This window comes from Nocardia sp. NPDC051030 (assembly GCF_040683015.1).
In the GTDB taxonomy this organism is placed as follows: domain Bacteria; phylum Actinomycetota; class Actinomycetes; order Mycobacteriales; family Mycobacteriaceae; genus Nocardia.
Genome location: NZ_JBFBCD010000003.1, coordinates 610434 through 627195, shown reverse-complemented (window position 1 = coordinate 627195; position 16762 = coordinate 610434). Strand labels below are relative to the sequence as shown.

Here is a 16762-nt window from a genome sequence, read left to right as displayed (position 1 = left end):
TGTCGGTTCGTGTCCTTACCTGGCAGGCATCAAGGATGCCTGCCAGGCCCCGGACCAGTGATCAGCCCGGCAGATCACTCACCGACGGGGATTCATTGCGGGACAGCGTGATTCCCAGATTGGCGGCGGCGCGATCGAGTTCGTCGTCGTCGCCGTGCTGGAGTTCGATGGTGGAGCCGGCCGAGAGAACCTCCACATTGAGGCACAGGGACTGAAGCTCCTTGAGCAGCACCTTGAACGACTCCGGGATACCGGGCTCCGGAATGTTCTCGCCCTTGACGATCGCCTCGTAGACCTTCACGCGGCCGACGATGTCATCGGACTTGATGGTGAGCAGTTCCTGCAAGGTGTACGCCGCACCGTAGGCCTGCATGGCCCAGCACTCCATTTCACCGAAGCGCTGACCACCGAACTGCGCCTTACCGCCCAGCGGCTGCTGGGTGATCATCGAGTACGGGCCGGTCGAGCGCGCGTGGATCTTGTCGTCGACCAGGTGGTGCAACTTCAGGATGTACATGTAGCCCACCGCTATCGGGTACGGGAAGGGTTCGCCGGTACGCCCGTCGAACAGCGTGGCCTTGCCGTCCGGCCCCACCATGACCTCACCGTCGCGATTGGGCAGTGTCGACGCCAGCAATCCGGTCAGTTCCTCCTCACGCGCACCGTCGAAGACCGGTGTCGCGAGATTCGTCCCTGGATCCGCCGACAGCAGCTCCTCCGGCAGCCGTTCCGCCCAGTCCGGGCGGGCACCGTCGATGAGTTGAATGTTCCAGCCCGCCTTGCCGACCCAGCCCAGATGCGTCTCCAGGATCTGCCCGATATTCATACGCCGAGGCACGCCGTGCGTGTTCAGGATGATGTCCACCGGAGTGCCATCGGGCAGGAACGGCATATCCTCCTTCGCGAGGATCTTCCCGATCACACCCTTATTGCCGTGGCGGCCCGCCAGCTTGTCGCCGTCCTGGATCTTGCGCTTCTGCGCGACATACACGCGCACAAGCTCATTCACGCCCGGGGACAGATCGTCATCGTCCTCGCGCGAGAACACCCGCACGCCGATGACCTTGCCGGACTCGCCGTGCTTCATCTTCAGCGATGTATCCCGCACTTCACGGGCCTTCTCACCGAAGATCGCGCGCAGCAACCGTTCTTCCGGAGTCAGCTCGGTCTCGCCCTTGGGCGTCACCTTGCCGACCAGAATGTCGCCGTCGCGCACCTCCGCGCCGATCCGCACGATCCCGCGATCGTCGAGATCGGCCAGGATGTCCTCGGAGATGTTCGGCAGATCCCGCGTGATCTCCTCCGCACCCAATTTGGTGTCGCGGGCATCGATTTCGTGTTCCTCGATATGAATCGAGGTGAGCACGTCCTCCTCAACCACCCGCTGGGACAGGATGATCGCGTCCTCGTAGTTATGCCCCTCCCACGGCATGATCGCCACCAGCAGATTCTTACCCAGCGCCATCTCACCGTTCTCGGTGCAGGGACCGTCGGCCAGCACATGCCCGGCCTCCACCCGCAGCCCCTCGTCCACGATCGGCCGCTGATTGATACAGGTGCCTTGATTCGAGCGAGCGAACTTGCGCATCCGATAGGACTTGCGCGTCCCGTCATCCGCCATGACGGTGATGAAATCGGCCGAAACCTCTTCCACCACACCGGCTTTCTCGTTCACCACGACATCACCGGCATCGACCGCGGCGCGTAGTTCCATACCGGTACCGACCAGCGGCGATTCGGAACGGATCAGCGGCACGGCCTGCTTCTGCATATTCGCGCCCATCAGGGCGCGGTTGGCGTCGTCGTGCTCGAGGAAGGGAATCATGGCGGTCGCGACCGAAACCATCTGCCGCGGCGACACATCCATATACTCGATCTCGGCGGAATCGAGCATCTCGACCTCGGAATTCTTGCGCCGCACCACCGTTCGCGCATTCACGAAGCGCCCCTGCGCATCCAGCGGCTCATTGGCCTGCGCCACCACATGCAGGTCTTCCTGGTCGGCCGAGAGGTACTCGACCTCGTCGGTCACGATGCCGTCCACCACTTTCCGGTACGGCGTCTCGATGAACCCGAACGGATTGACGCGCGCGTACACCGACAGATAGCCCATCAACCCGATGCTCGGGCCTTCGGGCGTCTCGATCGGGCACATCCGGCCGTAATGGCTGTAGTGCACATCGCGCACTTCCAGACTGGCCCGTTCGCGGCTCAATCCACCCGGCCCGAGCGCGGACAGGCGGCGCTTATGGGTCAGGCTCGCCAGCGGATTGCGCTGATCCATGAACTGCGACAGCTGCGAGGTGCCGAAGAACTCCCGGATCCCCGCCACCACCGGACGGATATTCATCAGCGACTGCGGGGTGATGGCCTCCACGTCCTGGGTCGTCATGCGCTCGCGAACCACCCGCTCCATGCGCGAAAGCCCCAGCCGCATCTGATTCTGGATCAGCTCACCGACGGTGCGCAGCCGCCGATTACCGAAATGATCGATGTCATCGACCTCGACCGGCACCTCGATGCCGCCGGGCGCGGTCATGGTCGCCTCACCCGCGTGCAGCCGCAGCAGGTAATCGATGATGGTGACGATGTCTTCCTCGGTGAGCACCCGGGTTTCGACGGCCTCCCCGGTGTGAAGACCGAACTTCTTGTTCACCTTGTGCCGGCCGACGCGCGCCAGGTCGTAGCGCTTCTCATTGAAGAACAGGTTCTCCAGCAGCGCCTGCGCGGACTCCTTGGTGGGCGGCTCGCCCGGCCGCAGCTTGCGGTGGATATCGAGCAGCGCCTCGTCCTGGCCGGGGGTGCCGTCCTTCTCCAGGGAGGTGGTCATGATCCCCGAGAACCCGAATCGCTCGGTGATCCGCTCACTGGTCCAGCCGAGCGCCTTGAGCAGGACCGTCACCGGTTGGCGGCGTTTGCGGTCGATGCGGACGCCGATGGTGTCGCGCTTGTCGATATCGAATTCCAGCCACGCACCGCGCGACGGGATGACCCGCACATCGTGCAGCGTCTTCTCGGTGGTCTTGTCGATGCTGTCGCCGAAGTAGACGCCGGGCGAGCGCACCAGCTGCGAGATGATGACCCGCTCGGTGCCATTGACGACGAAGGTGCCCTTGTCGGTCATCATCGGGAAATCACCCATGAAGACCGTCTGCGATTTGATCTCGCCGGTGTTGTTGTTCATGAACTCCGCGGTGACGAACAGTGGCGCCGCGTAGGTCATATCCTTGTCTTTGCATTCCTCGACCGAGGCTTTGACCTCCTCGAATCGGGCTTCGGAGAGGGTCAGCGACATGGTTCCGGCGAAGTCCTCGATCGGGCTGATCTCCGCGAGCATCTCCTCCAATCCCGCACCGGTCAACCACTCGAACGAATCGGTCTGGACCTGCAATAACCCCGGAACCTCCAGGGGCTCACGGAGTTTGGCGAACGAGACCCGCTTGGTCTGACTCGAGACTGCCAAGATGCGTCCTTCCAGCACCTCGCGCCGCCCACACGTATCGCGTGGTCGTCGCGGCATCTGCTTATCTGTCGGGTGTAATTCAACGTCGGATGTAATTCAACATTGTGAGTAGTTGGACAGCACGCGCCCCCACAGCGCGAAGTCTCAAATTACACCCGATACCGACAGATGTCGAGGGCAGAAAGAAAGAGGCACTTGAATTCTCGTGCCTTCCCCTTTTAATAATGACATCTCAGAATGCCATTCGTCAAGTCAATTGGCGGTATTCGACATCAGATGCTCGAGCTCCGCGGCCACGATGTCCAGCGGCTCCGTGGAACGCGTAGTGCGGCACAGGATCACCGCACCTTCGACGGCCGAACACCATGGTCGCGCGTGCCGCGGCCCGCTCCGGCGCGAGCCCGGCATCGACGAGTGAACGGGTGAGGGCGTCCAGCCAACGCTGGAGGATCTGCTTCGCCCGTTCGCGCTCAGCAAGGCACGATCCGTTCATGGACGGTCAGCAGCAGATGATCGAACTGAGTCTGCGCACGCCCCATCGTCTTCGGCAGGGATGGCAGCTCCGACACCAGCTGCCGGGACAGCTCGCGCACTTTGACATTGGATTCCTGGGAGCGCCATTTCAGCACGCCGAAGGCTTGATCGGCGTTGATCCGGTAGGCGAGCATCAATGCGCCCTTGGCCTGTTCGATCATCGCCCGCGCCTCATAGATCCCGGGGATGGTCTCGTCCAGGATTTCCCGCCGCTGCTGATCGAGCGCGATGGTGACGTCGACGAAGTACCCGGTGGTGCCGACCACCGCGCCCAGCTCGTCGATCATGTGATCGGCCACCACGATCACATGGTGGATGTTCCCCTCGCAATCGAGGATCCGATGCCTGCTGGAGAAGGGCTGCGCGTGGGCGATCGCCTCGGCGATCGAATCGGCCACCTCGTCGCGATCCTCCGGATGTTTGTGCGAGAGCAGCAGATCGGTGGTGGGGTGGGCCTCGCCCGGCTCGTATCCATGGATGGCCGCGACCTCGTCGGACCACTCCCAGCGTTGATCGGCGAACCAGAAACGGAAGCTGCCGGTCACCAATGGCCGGCCGGAGCCGATCACCAGCTCGATGGCGTCCGTCGGATCCGGCACGGAGCCCGCCTTTTCGGTCACCGCCAGATTATGGGCCGCCGACGCCCGTTTCGAGCGCGTCGTTGCGGATTTGCTCCCCGGAAACCCGAAGCCGGATAAGCTACCCCCGCCCTTCAGTGTGAAGCTTCGCTTCGAGGGGCAATGGCGCGACCGGGAGGGTCCTGGTGTCGAAAGTTTCGTTCGAGCTGAAGTCTGATCCGATATCAGCGGGTTCGAGCAGCACGGGTTTGCTACCGGAGTTGGTCGAGCACCTCCGGCAGAATCGGACGGTACTGCGCAAGGAATGGGCGCGTCGCATTGCCGAAGCGCAATTGCTGACGGCGATGTCTCCCGAGGAGATGTTCACCGAAGTCACCGCGGTCTACGACAACTACGTCGAGGTGCTCGAGACCGGCAGTGTGGAAGCCCTGCAGAACTACGCTCGCGACCTGTCCGAGCGGATCATTCCCCGCGGCGTGGAAACCGACGAGGTGCTCGGCATCGTGCTGCTGCTGCGAGATGTGCTGGCGCGCTCGCTGTTCGAGAAATACCAGCATGACTTCGAGCTGCTCAACCGGGTGCTCGACGCGTACGAACCGGCCGCGAACCGCATTGCCAATACCGTCGGCGTGAGCTTCGTCCAAGAGCGCGAACGCATCATTCGTCAACAGCAGGAAGCGATTCGGGAGCTGTCGACGCCTGTGCTGCAGGTGCGAGAGCAGCTGCTGATCCTGCCGATCATCGGCGTGCTGGACAGTCAGCGGGCCACCCAGCTCACCGAACAACTCCTCGGCGCGATTCGCAATAACCGTGCCAAGGTGGTGGTCATCGATATCACCGGTGTGCCCACCATCGACTCCACCGTCGCCAATCACCTGGTACAGACCGTCGACGCTTCGGGGCTCATGGGCGCGAATGTCATCATTACCGGCCTGTCCTCCGAAATCGCGCTGACCCTGGTCACCATCGGCCTGGACCTGTCCAAGATGAATGCCGTCGGCGACCTGCAGGGCGGTATCGAAGAGGCCGAACGCCATCTCGGCTACGAGGTCACCCGCGGCTCCGACCCCGGCTGATCGCTCGTACTCGGCGGGGAGGTCTGCGCGTCGATCTGCTCGCCGAGGTAGCGGAAGGTCACCGCGGCCACCGCCGCGACCGGCACCGCGAGGAACGCACCGACAATGCCGTAGAGCGAACCGCCGACGGTGATCGCGAGCAAGACGACCACGGCGTGCAGTTGCATGCTGCGGCTCTGCAGAACCGGTTGCAGCACATTGCCTTCCAGCTGCTGCACCACCACGATGATGGCCAGCACGATGAGCGCCTGCGTCAGGCCCTTGGCCACCAGCGCGACCAGCACGGCCAGCGCACCGGCGACGAACGCACCCACGATCGGCACGAAACCGCCGAGGAAGGTCAAGACGGTCAGCACCGCCGCCAACGGAATGCCCATGATCACCAGGCCGCCGCCGATCAGCACCGCGTCGATGAGGCTCACCAGCGCCTGGGTTCGAATGAATCCGCCGAGGGTGACCCATACCCGGCTCAGCACCTCCTCGACATGGCGGCCGCTGCGGCTGCCGAGAATCGAGTGCAGCCACGGCAAGAGCTTCGGGCCGTCCTTGACGAAGAAGAACGTCAGCATGAGCACCAGGAAAAGGGTGACGATCGCCGAAGTCGCCGTACTGACACCGGTGAATACGCCGGTCGCGATCCGCTCGGCGCTGGACTGCACCTTGTCGACAATCGCATTGACCGCGGAACTCAGTTGCTCCTCACCGATATTCAGCGGCGGACCCTGCAACCAGTCGCGCACCCGATTGATGCCCTCGGTCGACCGATCGGCCAGTTGCGGAGCTTGATCCACCACCGAGGGCACGATGAGCGCGATGACCCCGGCCAGTATTCCGACCAGGCCCAAGGTGGTGATCGACGCCGCCAGCGCGGGCCGCAGGCCGCGGTCGGTGAGCCACTTGGTGGGCGGCCACAGCACGGTGGCGACGACCAGGGCCAGCGCCAGCGGCAGCACGGCCACCCACAGCTTGGCGAGCACGAACCCGAGCACCCACGCACCCGCCGCGATGGCGACTACACACACGGACCACTTTGCGAGCCACAGCATTCCGTGGCCGATGACCGTCTCCCGGTCCGGCGGAGCGGCGCGCGTCGGTTCGGCCTCGGTCTCATTCGATGGCTCGGTCACGACCCCAGTTTTGCATGAGGTTCAGCCCATCTCCTCGAGCGACTTTCCCTTCGTCTCGGGAACCCATTTGAGGACAAAGGGAATCGACAACACGGCGAAGGTCGCGTAGATGACGTAGGTGCCGGACAGGTTCCAGTCCGACAGGCTCGGGAAGCTGGCGGTGATGACCCAGTTGGCGATCCACTGCGCCGAGGCCGCGACGCCCAGCGCGGCGGCGCGCAGCCTATTGGGGAACATCTCGCCCAGCAGCACCCACACCACCACGCCCCAGGACAGGGCGAAGAACAATACGAAGACGTGCGCCGAGATCAGTGCGACCGTCCCCTGAGTGGTCGGCAGCTGCACGCTGTCCCCGGACCCGGTCTTGGCGGAGAACGCCCAGGCCTCCAGTGCCAGCGCTATCGCCATGCCCGCGGAACCGATCAGCGCCAGCGGTTTTCGCCCGATCCGGTCCACGAGCACCATCGCGATGGCGGTACCCACGATATTGATGATCGAGGTGGTGAACGAATAGAAGAACGAACTCGACGGGTCGATCCCGACCGACTGCCACAGCGTCGAGGAGTAGTAGAACACCACATTGATGCCCACCAACTGCTGAAACACCGACAGCCCGATCCCGATCCACACCACCGGCAGGAATCCGAACCGCCCCAGCAAATCCCGGAATGTGGACCGATGCTCACTCCGCATGGCCACCTCGATCTCCCCCACCCTGGCATCGAGATCCGTGCTGTCCCCCTCCACCTCGGCCAGGACCTGCTTCGCCTTGTCGATCTTCCCCACCGAAATCAGGAATCGCGGCGACTCCGGAATCACGAACGAGAACAGCCCATACAGCGCGGCGGGCACCACCATCACGCCGAGCATCCACTGCCAGGCCTCGATCCCCGCGATCTTGCCGCGCTGCTCCCCGCCCGCGAACTTCAGGATCCCGAAGTTCACCAACTGCGAGGTCGCGATACCGGTCACGATGGCGGCCTGCTGGAAGGAAGCCAGACGCCCCCGGTACGCGGGCGGGGAAACCTCGGCGATATAGGCGGGCCCGATCACCGAGGCCATGCCGATCCCGATACCGCCCAGCACGCGCCACATGGCCAGATCCCACAGCGCGAACGGCAAGGCCGATCCCAGGGCGCTGACGGTGAACAGTCCGGCGGCGATCCGCATGACATGGATGCGCCCGATTCGATCGGCAATGCGCCCGGCGATCGCCGCACCGATGGCACACCCGATCAATGCGATGGCGACCACCTGCGCCAATGCCGCCGACCCGATGTCGTACCGGTCGCGAATCGCCTCGACGGCGCCATTGATGACCGAGCTGTCATAGCCGAACAGGAACCCGCCCATGGCCGCGGCGGCGGCAATGAAGATGACGTGCACCAGGTTGTCCGCGCCCGGCGGCCGTCCGGCTTCGGATGTCCGCGATGCTGGGGTTGCGTTCACGAAAACTCCCTACCGATGACCGTTGCCGTCGAGGTGCCTGCCAGCTGATCATGCCGCATCGCCATGGCTCGGAGACCTATTCGCGCCCGGCAGGTGTGTCCCGATTACGGCTTCAGGTGGTCGCGGACGGCCATCGCCGCACCGACGATCCCCGCGGTGTTGTGCAGCGTCGCGGCCACGACGGGCGTGGCATTGGTCAGCAGCGGCACCCACTGCTCGGCCTCCCGGCTGACACCGCCACCGGCCACGATCACCTCCGGCCACAGCAGTTTTTCGAACTGTTCGAGCACCCGGCTGACTTCGACGGCCCACTGTTCGTAGGTCAGGTTGTCGCGGTCCTTCACCGACGATGCGGCGCGGTGTTCGGCTTCGACTCCGCCGACTTCCATATGCCCGAATTCGGTATTCGGGACGAGGGTGCCGCGGTAGATGAGCGCCGACCCGATGCCGGTGCCGAAGGTCAGCAGCAGCACCACGCCCGCGTGATCCTTGGCCGCGCCGAACTTGTCCTCGGCCAGACCGGCCGCGTCCGCGTCATTGAGCACCGTCACCTCACGCCCGTCGAGCACACCGGAAAACAGGTCGACCGCGTGCACGCCGATCCAGGACGGATCGATATTGGCCGCGGTCCGCACGGTCCCCTCGGTGATCACGCTCGGCAGGGTGATCCCGACCGGTCCGTCCCAGCCCGCCGACTCCACGATCTTCGCGACGGTCTCGGCCACGACCTGCGGTGTCGACGGCTGCGGCGTGGGTAGCCGGATCCGCTTGCCTTTCAGCAAACCCGTCTCCAGGTGGACGATGCCACCCTTGATTCCACTGCCGCCGATATCGACGCCGAATGCGTGTGACTTGTGCGCTTTATGGGACATGACGCTCCTCGCGGCTCGATCACAGAGTTACCGGGCTCTCGAATAGAGTTGCACCGTGCCCAGCCATTCCATACAGGTAAGCAGCCAGACCGCTACCGCGACAACCAAGAGCACTCGGCCGACAACGGACAGCGGTGCCAGATGCACCACGGTGCCGGTGGACAGCGTCGCGACGGCCGTCATGCCGAGCGGGAAGACGGTCGCCCACCGGCGAATGTTGTAGCCGGGCCGGGGCTCGACCACTTCGGCGATCAGCAGGACCATGTAGATCACCCAGTTGAGCACCAGAAGAGTCAGCACCGCGGCATGCAGGGCGGTGTCCAGCCATCCCGTGAACCGGTGAGTGGCAAGCAGTTTCGAGGCGGCCAAGGCCGAAATGGCGAGCGCACCGGTGGCCACCCACTGATCGCCCGCTCCGGTGCGGATCTGACGGAAGTCGAAGTGGGTGCACGCCACGACGTACAGGACCACGCCCAGGCAGAACCAGATCAGCGCGGCGATGGCCAGCGCCTTGCTCGAATGAGCCGCCGACAGTGTCCCCGACAGGACCGCCAGGCCTTGCGTCGCGACACAGACCAGGAAGGCCGCGCCCGGCATCCGCCGATTCCAGTGCCGGACCACCGTGAACAGCAACCCCGGCCACACCACGACGGCCAGAACCAGCGCGATGTCCGCCACGTCCTGCCACCCCAGCAACGCCAGGCGGGTGCCGAGCACGGTGGTGGCCGCGACGGCCGTCAATGCGGGCGGGGTCTCGGCCTCCTGCAACCAGCGCGACCGTTCGAACAGCATCCGAGCCGTGAAATCGATTGTCAGCACTACCCATACCGCAGCCGCGATCACCAGCAGGATCCTGGAGAGCAACTCCCATCTCACGAGATGCAGACCGATCGACACAATGCCGGTCGCCATGACGAAAGCGCCTGCCGCAGGCGGCAATTCCCGCCATGATCGATCGGTCATCACGTATCCCCTATCGGCTGTTCACAGATCGACCGGTTCCCACCCGGGACGCGGGCGGCGTTCGCCCAACTGCTTCGGATCGCGGAATCGATAGACGATGTACGGGCGGAAGAGGTACTGAACGGGCGCGCTGAACATGTGCACAAGGCGGGTGAACGGGACCAGCGCGATGAGCAGCATGCCGATGACGGCGTGGATCTGGAAGGTGAGCGGCACACCCTCCATGAGCGAAGGCTGCGGATCGAGCACGAAAATGCCGCGCGCCCACGGGGCGATGGTGGTCCGGTAGTCGTAACCGTGGCTGATCGTGGAGTTCGTGAGTTTTGCCCACAACCCCATGACGATCGCCGACAGCAGAAAGATGTACATGACCTTGTCATTGCGGGTGGTGGCCCGCATGATCGGCGCGCGGGTGCGGCGGCGGTAGATGAGTATGAGGATGCCGACGATCGCCAGGGCCCCGGCGATGGTGCCGCCGAACAGCGACAGCAGGTGGTATTGGTGTTCCTTCAATCCCAGTGCGTCGGTCCAGGATTCGGGAATGAACAAGCCCATGAGATGGCCCACGAAGACGAACAGGATGCCGTAGTGGAACATCGGCGAGGCGATATTCAGCAACCTCGACTCGTAGGACTCCGAGGAGCGGGTGGTCCAGCCGAACTTGTCGTAGCGATGCCGCCAGAACAGGCCGCCGATCAGCGAGATCAGCGTGATGTATGGCAGTGCGCCCCACAGGAATACGTGCATCAGCGTTCTCCGGACGTGAGCAGGGGCAGCAGGTCGAGGTGGCCGTAGGGAACCAGGCCGACGTCTTCGGTGCGCGGACCCGACCGGGCAAGCGCACGCGCGGTGGCGCGATCGCGCGGGGAGGGTCCTGGCAGAGTGGCGCACAGGGCCGTCACCACCTGGGCGTACGGGGTGTCCACATCACTCAGCGCCAGGCGCAGCAGCTCGAGCCCCGGGCGATGTTCGAGCAGCAGATCGCGATTGCCGGTGGCGGCCACGAATTCCAGGACGACCGGAAGGTAGTCCGGCAGTTCCTCATTCAGCAGCTCCATGCCGTGTTCCCGGTAGGCCTGCTTCAGGCCGACCAGCGATTGACCGCGCCGCCGGGTGTCGCCATCGAGCCACCAGGTCAGGTGCAGGCAGTGGCGATTGTGGAAGTCGAAGGTGTGCACATAATGCTCGGCGAGTTCGGCCTGCCCGACCGTGGCGGCGTGTTCGAGAAACGGCCGCAGGGCCGGGGCACCGGCCGCGAACAGGGTGATCCGGGCGAAGAACTGCTCGTCGGGATAGTCCAGACAGTGCGCTGCCGCCTGATAGAAGGCCGGTCGACTGCGTGCGCGCATCACACCCCCTCGTCGGAGGTCTGCTGCTTTTGCAGAATGTGGAAGTTTTCGACGGTCATGAGCGGCAGCAGTTTTCGGCCGGAATCGTCGCCGAATGGTCCGGGAGTACCCATACCCGGGCCGCCGTTGTAGTCGAGGCTGCAACCCTCCGGCATGGCCGATTCCTCGAGTTGCTGCGCCTCACCCGCGGCGGCGGTCGGAATCACATAGCGCTCATCGTATTTCGCGATGGCCAGCAGGCGGAACATCTCGTCCAGCTCGGCACCGGTCATGCCGACCATTTCGGCGATCGAATCATCCTGCGGTTCACCGAGATTCACATTGCGTTGATAGGCGCGCATGGCGGCGAGGCGGGCCAGCGAATCCTTCACCGGGAGCACGTCTCCGGCGGTGAACAGTTCGGCCAGGTATTCGACCGGGATGCGGAGCGAGTCGATCGCCCCGAACAGGTTATGGGCGTCTTCGCCGTCGAATCCGGTATTGGTCAAGGCATCCACGACGGGAGAGAGGGGCGGGATGTACCAGACCATCGGCATGGTCCGGAATTCCGGATGCAGCGGCAGCGCGACCCGGTACTTGCAGATCAAGGCGTGAATCGGCGAGCGCCGGGCGGCGTCGATCCATTCGGCGGAGATGCCCGCGCGCTCGGCGTCACGGCGCACCTGAGGGTCTTCCGGGTCGAGGAACACGCCCAATTGCGCTTCGTAGAGATCGGTGTCGTTTGACGTGGCGGCGGCTTCGGCGACCCGGTCGGCGTCGTAAAGCACAACTCCCAGGTAGCGCAGGCGGCCGACGCAGGTCTCCGAACACACCGTCGGCAGCCCGACTTCGACGCGGGGATAGCAGAACGTGCACTTCTCGGCCTTGCCGGTCTTGTGATTGAAGTAGATCTTCTTGTACGGGCAGCCCGTGACGCACATTCGCCAGCCCCGGCAGCGATCCTGGTCGACGAGGACGATGCCGTCCTCACCGCGCTTGTAGATCGCCCCCGAGGGGCATGACGCGACGCACGCCGGGTTGAGGCAGTGCTCGCAGATGCGCGGCAGATACATCATGAATGTCTGCTCGAACTCGAATCGCACCTTGTCCGAGGCTTTTTCGCGGACCTTGCGCACGGCGGGGTCCTCGTCACCGTGCTCGGTCGCTCCACCGAGATTGTCGTCCCAGTTGGCGCTCCACTCGATCCGCATGGCCTTGCCGGACAGCAGCGAGCGCGGTGCGGCCACCGGATAGTCGTCGCCCAGCGGCGCATTGGTGAGGGTGCGGTAGTCGTAGGTCCAGGGCTCGTAGTAGTCCTTGATCAGCGGCAGTACCGGATTGGAGAAGATCGACAGCAGCTTCTTGACCCGTCCCCCTGCCTTCAGCTTCAGCCGCCCGCGCCGATCAAGCTCCCAGCCGCCTTGCCATTCCTCCTGATCCGACCAGCGCCGCGGATAGCCCTGCCCGGGAAGGGTTTCCACATTGTTGAACCAGGCGTACTCGACGCCGCTGCGATTGGTCCATGTCTGTTTGCAGGTGACCGAACAGGTGTGACAGCCGATGCACTTGTCGAGATTCATCACCATCGCCAGCTGTGCCATAGGTTTCATCGGCTCACTCCGTAAACTCCGTTCGGCGGCATCAGTACCGCACCTCCTGCGAGCGGCGACGGATTACCGTCACCTCGTCGCGTTGGTTACCCGTCGGCCCGAAATAGTTGAATCCCCAGCACAATTGGGCGTAGCCGCCGATCAAATGCGTGGGTTTGAGCAGCAACCGGGTCAGCGAATTGTGGATACCGCCGCGGCGGCCGTTGGTTTCCGAGCGCGGCACATTGACCGTGCGTTCCTGGGCGTGATTCATGTAGACGGTGCCCTCGGGCATCCGGTGCGAGACGATCGCGCGCGCCACCACCACGCCATTGCGGTTCACCGCCTCGATCCAGTCGTTATCGCGCACGCCGATCGCACCGGCGTCCTGTGGCGACATCCAGATCACCTGTCCGCCACGCGACAGCGACAGCATGAACAGGTTGTCCTGGTACTCGGAGTGAATCGACCACTTGTTGTGCGGGGTCAGATAACGCACGGTCACCTGCGTCGAACCGTCAGGACCGAGCACCGGCTCGCCGAACAGCCGGTGCATGTCCAGGGGCGGCCGGTATACGGGCAGCGCCTCACCCAGTTCGTGCATCCAGTCGTGGTCGAGGAAGAAGTGCTGCCTGCCGGTCAGCGTGTGCCACGGCTTGAGCTGCTCGGTGTTCTGGGTGAACGCGGTGTAGCGGCGGCCACCGGATTCACTGCCGGACCACTCCGGTGACGTGATCACGGGAACCGGGGCGGCCTGGGTATCGGCATAGGTGATGCGTTTGCCCTCATGCTCGGCGGCCAGCTCGGCCATGGGCTTGCCGACCCGCTTCTCCAGGGTGTGGAAGCCCTGGGTTGCCAAGCGGCCGTTGGTCGTTCCGGACAGGGCGAGAATCGTGTTCGCGGCCTGTATCGCGGTGGCGAGTCGCGGGCGGCCCTGCGCCGGTCCCCTGCCGACAATGCCATTGAGCGCCTTCAGGTATTCGATTTCCTCATCCGGATGCAAGGCAATGCCCTTGACCGGCAGTCCGAGCTTCTCGGCCAGGGGCCCGAGTGCGGTGAACTTCGCGCCGACGGCGGCGTAATCGCGTTCCACCACGGTCAAGACCGGCATCGTCTTGCCCGGCACCGGCTCGCATTCGCCGAGTCGCCAATCCCGCACCACCCCACCGGGTTGCGCCAGCTCACCGGGGGTGTCGTGCTGAATCGCCGTGGCCACCAGGTCCCGCCGCACGCCGAGATGATCGCGGGCCAGTTCGCTGAACCGCTCGGCAATGAGGCGGAAGGCCTCGAAGTCGGTCCGCGCCTGCCAGGGCGGGTCCACGGCCGGGGAGAACGAATGCACGAACGGGTGCATATCCGTGGAGGACAGATCGTGCTTCTCGTACCAGGTCGCGGCGGGCAGGGTGATATCGGAGAGCAGGGTCGAGGACGTCATCCGGAAGTCCAGTGACACAAGCAGATCCAGCTTGCCGACCGGTGCGTCCGCACGCCATGTCACGTCTCGTGGCCGCGTGCCGGGCGGAGCCTCGGTGGCCGACAGCGACGAATGCGTGCCCAGCAGATGTTTGGTGAAGTACTCCGCGCCCTTGGCGGAGGATCCGAGCAGGTTCGCCCGCCACAGGGTGAGTACGCGCGGCCAGTTCTGCGGTGCGTCCGGGTCTTCGATGGCAAATTTCAGTTTCCCGGAACGGATCTCCTCCACCGCTCGACCTACCGGATCCTCCCCCTCACCAAGCTCCAGGGGGTTGCGATCGAAGGTCGGATACGACGGCGACCAGCCCAGCCGGGCCGACTGCGCCAGGCAGTCGATGGCGGTCATGCCCTCGAATCGCCCGTCGCCCAGCGGCGAGGACAGCACGTCGGCGGTGAAGGCGTCGTACCGCCACTGATCCGTGTGCACGAACCAGTGCCCGGCCCCGATGCCCTGCCGGGCCGGGCGCCCCCAGTCGTTCGCCGAGGCCAGGGTCGCCCATCCGGTGAACGGTCGCACTTTCTCCTGACCGACGTAATGTGCCCAGCCACCGCCATTGCGCCCCTGACAGCCGGTCAATTGCAGGAGCGCGAGGAAGGCGCGATAGATCGTCTCGGAGTGGAACCAGTGGTTGGTGCCCGCGCCCATGAGAATCATGCAGCGCCCGTGGGATTTCTCCGCAGTGGCGGCGAATTCACGCGCGATCTGAATACACGCGGCGGCCGACACCGAGGTGTGCACCTCCTGCCACGCCGGAGTCCCGGGTGCGTCCGCATCCTCGTACGAGGAGGGCCACTCCCCCGGAATCCCGTCCCGCGCAACACCGTACTGCGCCAGCAGCAGATCGAACACGGTCGTGACCAGCGGCCCGTCCGCACCCAAACGCCGAGCGGGCACCCCGCGCCGAATTACCGCACCGCGCCCCTGCCCGTGCTCGCCCCCCTCGGTGTCGAAGCGCGGCAAGAGGACCGGCACTCCCTCGCCGTCGCCGAGCAGCGACAGCCGCGGCGCGATCTCACCCAGATCGAGGTTCCACTTCCCCTCCCCCGACGCCGTCCACCGAAATCCCAGCGAGCCCTGCGGAACCGCGGCGGCTCCCGTCTTCTCGTCCAGCACAACGGTTTTCCACTCCGCGCCCTCCTCGGTGTCACCGAGGTCGGCGGCGCGCACGAACTTGCCCGGCACGAACCCGCCCTCGCGTTCCACCAGCGTCACCAGGAACGGCAGATCGGTGAACTGCCGCACGTACTCGCCGAAGAACGGCACCTCCCGATCGACGAAGCACTCCCGCAGAATCACATGTCCCATGGCGAGCGCCAGCGCCCCATCGGTGCCCGGATGCGGATGCAACCACTGATCGGCGAACTTGGCATTATCGGCATAGTCGGGCGCGACCACGACCACCTTCTGCCCCCGATACCGCGCCTCCGCCATCCAATGCGCATCGGGCGTGCGGGTCACCGGGACATTCGACCCCCACATGATCAAATAGGCGGCGTCCCACCAGTCCCCGGATTCCGGCACATCGGTCTGATCGCCGAACACCTGCGGCGAAGCCACCGGCAGGTCGGCATACCAGTCGTAGAACGACAGCATCGGCGCACCGATCAGCCCCATGAACCGGGCCCCCGCCGCATGCGACACCATGGACATGGCCGGAATCGGCGAGAACCCCGCCACCCGATCCGGCCCGTACGCCTTGATCGTGTGCACATGCGCGGCGGCGATGATCTCCACCGCTTCATCCCACGAAACCCGGACCAGCCCACCCTTTCCCCGGGCTTCCTGATATTCACTCCGCAGTAGCGGGTCGTCCTGTATCGCCGCCCAAGCCCGCACCGGATCCACCACGCGCCGCTTGGCATCGCGATACATCTGCAAGAGCACGCCCCGGATGTAGGGATACCGGACCCGAGTGGGCGAATACGTGTACCAGGAGAACGAGGCCCCGCGCGGACATCCCCGGGGCTCGTACTCCGGCCGATCCGGCCCCACCGACGGATAGTCGGTGGCCTGGGTTTCCCAGGTGATGATCCCGTCCTTGACGTACACCTTCCACCGGCAAGACCCGGTGCAGTTCACCCCGTGGGTCGAGTAGACGATCTTGTCGTAGCTCCACCGATCCCGGTAGAAGGTGTCCCCGTCGCGCCCACCCCGATAGGTCACGCTGTGCAGATCGGATGCGGTCCGGCCACGGCGAAAGTACTTGCCCGTCTGGAGGATCAGCGCATCCGGCTCAGCCATGAGAACAACCCACCCGTCGGTCGACGTGCCTGAATTGCTACAACTTTGCTATTCGGCAGCGTATTTGA

11 protein-coding genes are annotated in these 16762 nt (G+C 64.6%); 1 reads left to right on the top strand and 10 read right to left on the bottom strand.

Annotation, left to right across the window (positions count from 1 at the left end; all coding sequences use genetic code 11):
* Positions 1 to 61 precede the first annotated feature (61 nt).
* Both AB0N05_RS12215 and AB0N05_RS12210 read right to left on the bottom strand, forming a co-directional pair.
* A complete protein-coding gene (locus AB0N05_RS12215) occupies positions 62 to 3481 on the bottom strand; it encodes a DNA-directed RNA polymerase subunit beta (protein ID WP_364692323.1) in 3420 nt (1139 codons plus the stop codon).
* A gap of 452 nt (positions 3482 to 3933) precedes the next feature.
* Complete coding sequence (locus AB0N05_RS12210; RefSeq protein ID WP_364692320.1) at positions 3934 to 4596, bottom strand: PAS and ANTAR domain-containing protein; 663 nt, start codon at positions 4594 to 4596, stop codon at positions 3934 to 3936.
* 164 nt (positions 4597 to 4760) lie between these two features.
* On the opposite strand from AB0N05_RS12210, the gene AB0N05_RS12205 reads away from it, so the two are divergent.
* The gene (locus AB0N05_RS12205) at positions 4761 to 5651 is read left to right on the top strand and encodes an STAS domain-containing protein (protein WP_364691415.1); all 891 of its coding nucleotides are present in this window, start codon (positions 4761 to 4763) and stop codon (positions 5649 to 5651) included.
* Here the strand turns inward: AB0N05_RS12205 and AB0N05_RS12200 are convergent.
* The 8 genes from AB0N05_RS12200 to AB0N05_RS12165 all read right to left on the bottom strand — a co-directional run bounded on the left by AB0N05_RS12200 (position 5618) and on the right by AB0N05_RS12165 (position 16694).
* Positions 5618 to 6778 (bottom strand): AI-2E family transporter, encoded by a 1161-nt coding sequence (locus AB0N05_RS12200; RefSeq protein ID WP_364691413.1) that lies wholly within the window; start codon positions 6776 to 6778, stop codon positions 5618 to 5620. The two genes, AB0N05_RS12205 and AB0N05_RS12200, sit on opposite strands and share 34 nt — an antisense overlap.
* 21 nt (positions 6779 to 6799) lie before the next feature.
* Entirely contained in the window at positions 6800 to 8227 is a 1428-nt protein-coding gene (locus tag AB0N05_RS12195) for a sugar porter family MFS transporter (RefSeq protein WP_364691410.1), read from the bottom strand.
* A 104-nt stretch (positions 8228 to 8331) separates the two neighbouring features.
* Complete coding sequence (ppgK, locus tag AB0N05_RS12190) at positions 8332 to 9099, bottom strand: polyphosphate--glucose phosphotransferase (protein WP_364691407.1); 768 nt, start codon at positions 9097 to 9099, stop codon at positions 8332 to 8334.
* Positions 9100 to 9126: 27 nt separating this feature from the next.
* Positions 9127 to 10062, bottom strand: a complete 936-nt coding sequence (locus tag AB0N05_RS12185) for a tellurite resistance/C4-dicarboxylate transporter family protein (protein WP_364691404.1) — start codon at positions 10060 to 10062, stop codon at positions 9127 to 9129.
* 21 nt (positions 10063 to 10083) lie between these two features.
* Positions 10084 to 10809 carry a respiratory nitrate reductase subunit gamma gene (narI, locus tag AB0N05_RS12180; RefSeq protein ID WP_364691401.1) on the bottom strand — a complete coding sequence of 242 codons (726 nt, stop codon included), beginning with the start codon at positions 10807 to 10809 and terminating at the stop codon, positions 10084 to 10086.
* The gene (gene narJ / locus AB0N05_RS12175; protein ID WP_364691398.1) at positions 10809 to 11411 is read right to left on the bottom strand and encodes a nitrate reductase molybdenum cofactor assembly chaperone; all 603 of its coding nucleotides are present in this window, start codon (positions 11409 to 11411) and stop codon (positions 10809 to 10811) included. Before narJ ends, narI begins: the two co-directional genes overlap by 1 nt.
* Positions 11411 to 13000 (bottom strand): nitrate reductase subunit beta, encoded by a 1590-nt coding sequence (gene narH / locus AB0N05_RS12170; RefSeq protein WP_364691395.1) that lies wholly within the window; start codon positions 12998 to 13000, stop codon positions 11411 to 11413. Before narH ends, narJ begins: the two co-directional genes overlap by 1 nt.
* 31 nt (positions 13001 to 13031) lie before the next feature.
* Positions 13032 to 16694 carry a nitrate reductase subunit alpha gene (locus AB0N05_RS12165; RefSeq protein ID WP_364691392.1) on the bottom strand — a complete coding sequence of 1221 codons (3663 nt, stop codon included), beginning with the start codon at positions 16692 to 16694 and terminating at the stop codon, positions 13032 to 13034.
* Positions 16695 to 16762: the final 68 nt, after the last annotated feature.

What these genes read in the sequence shown, in the direction of transcription:
- ppgK (WP_364691407.1), bottom strand. Translation starts at nt 9,099, where the DNA reads ATGTCCCATAAAGCGCACAAGTCACACGCATTCGGCGTCGATATCGGC.
- AB0N05_RS12185 (WP_364691404.1), bottom strand. Translation starts at nt 10,062, where the DNA reads ATGACCGATCGATCATGGCGGGAATTGCCGCCTGCGGCAGGCGCTTTC.
- narI (WP_364691401.1), bottom strand. Translation starts at nt 10,809, where the DNA reads ATGCACGTATTCCTGTGGGGCGCACTGCCATACATCACGCTGATCTCG.
- narJ (WP_364691398.1), bottom strand. Translation starts at nt 11,411, where the DNA reads ATGCGCGCACGCAGTCGACCGGCCTTCTATCAGGCGGCAGCGCACTGT.
- narH (WP_364691395.1), bottom strand. Translation starts at nt 13,000, where the DNA reads ATGAAACCTATGGCACAGCTGGCGATGGTGATGAATCTCGACAAGTGC.
- AB0N05_RS12165 (WP_364691392.1), bottom strand. Translation starts at nt 16,694, where the DNA reads ATGGCTGAGCCGGATGCGCTGATCCTCCAGACGGGCAAGTACTTTCGC.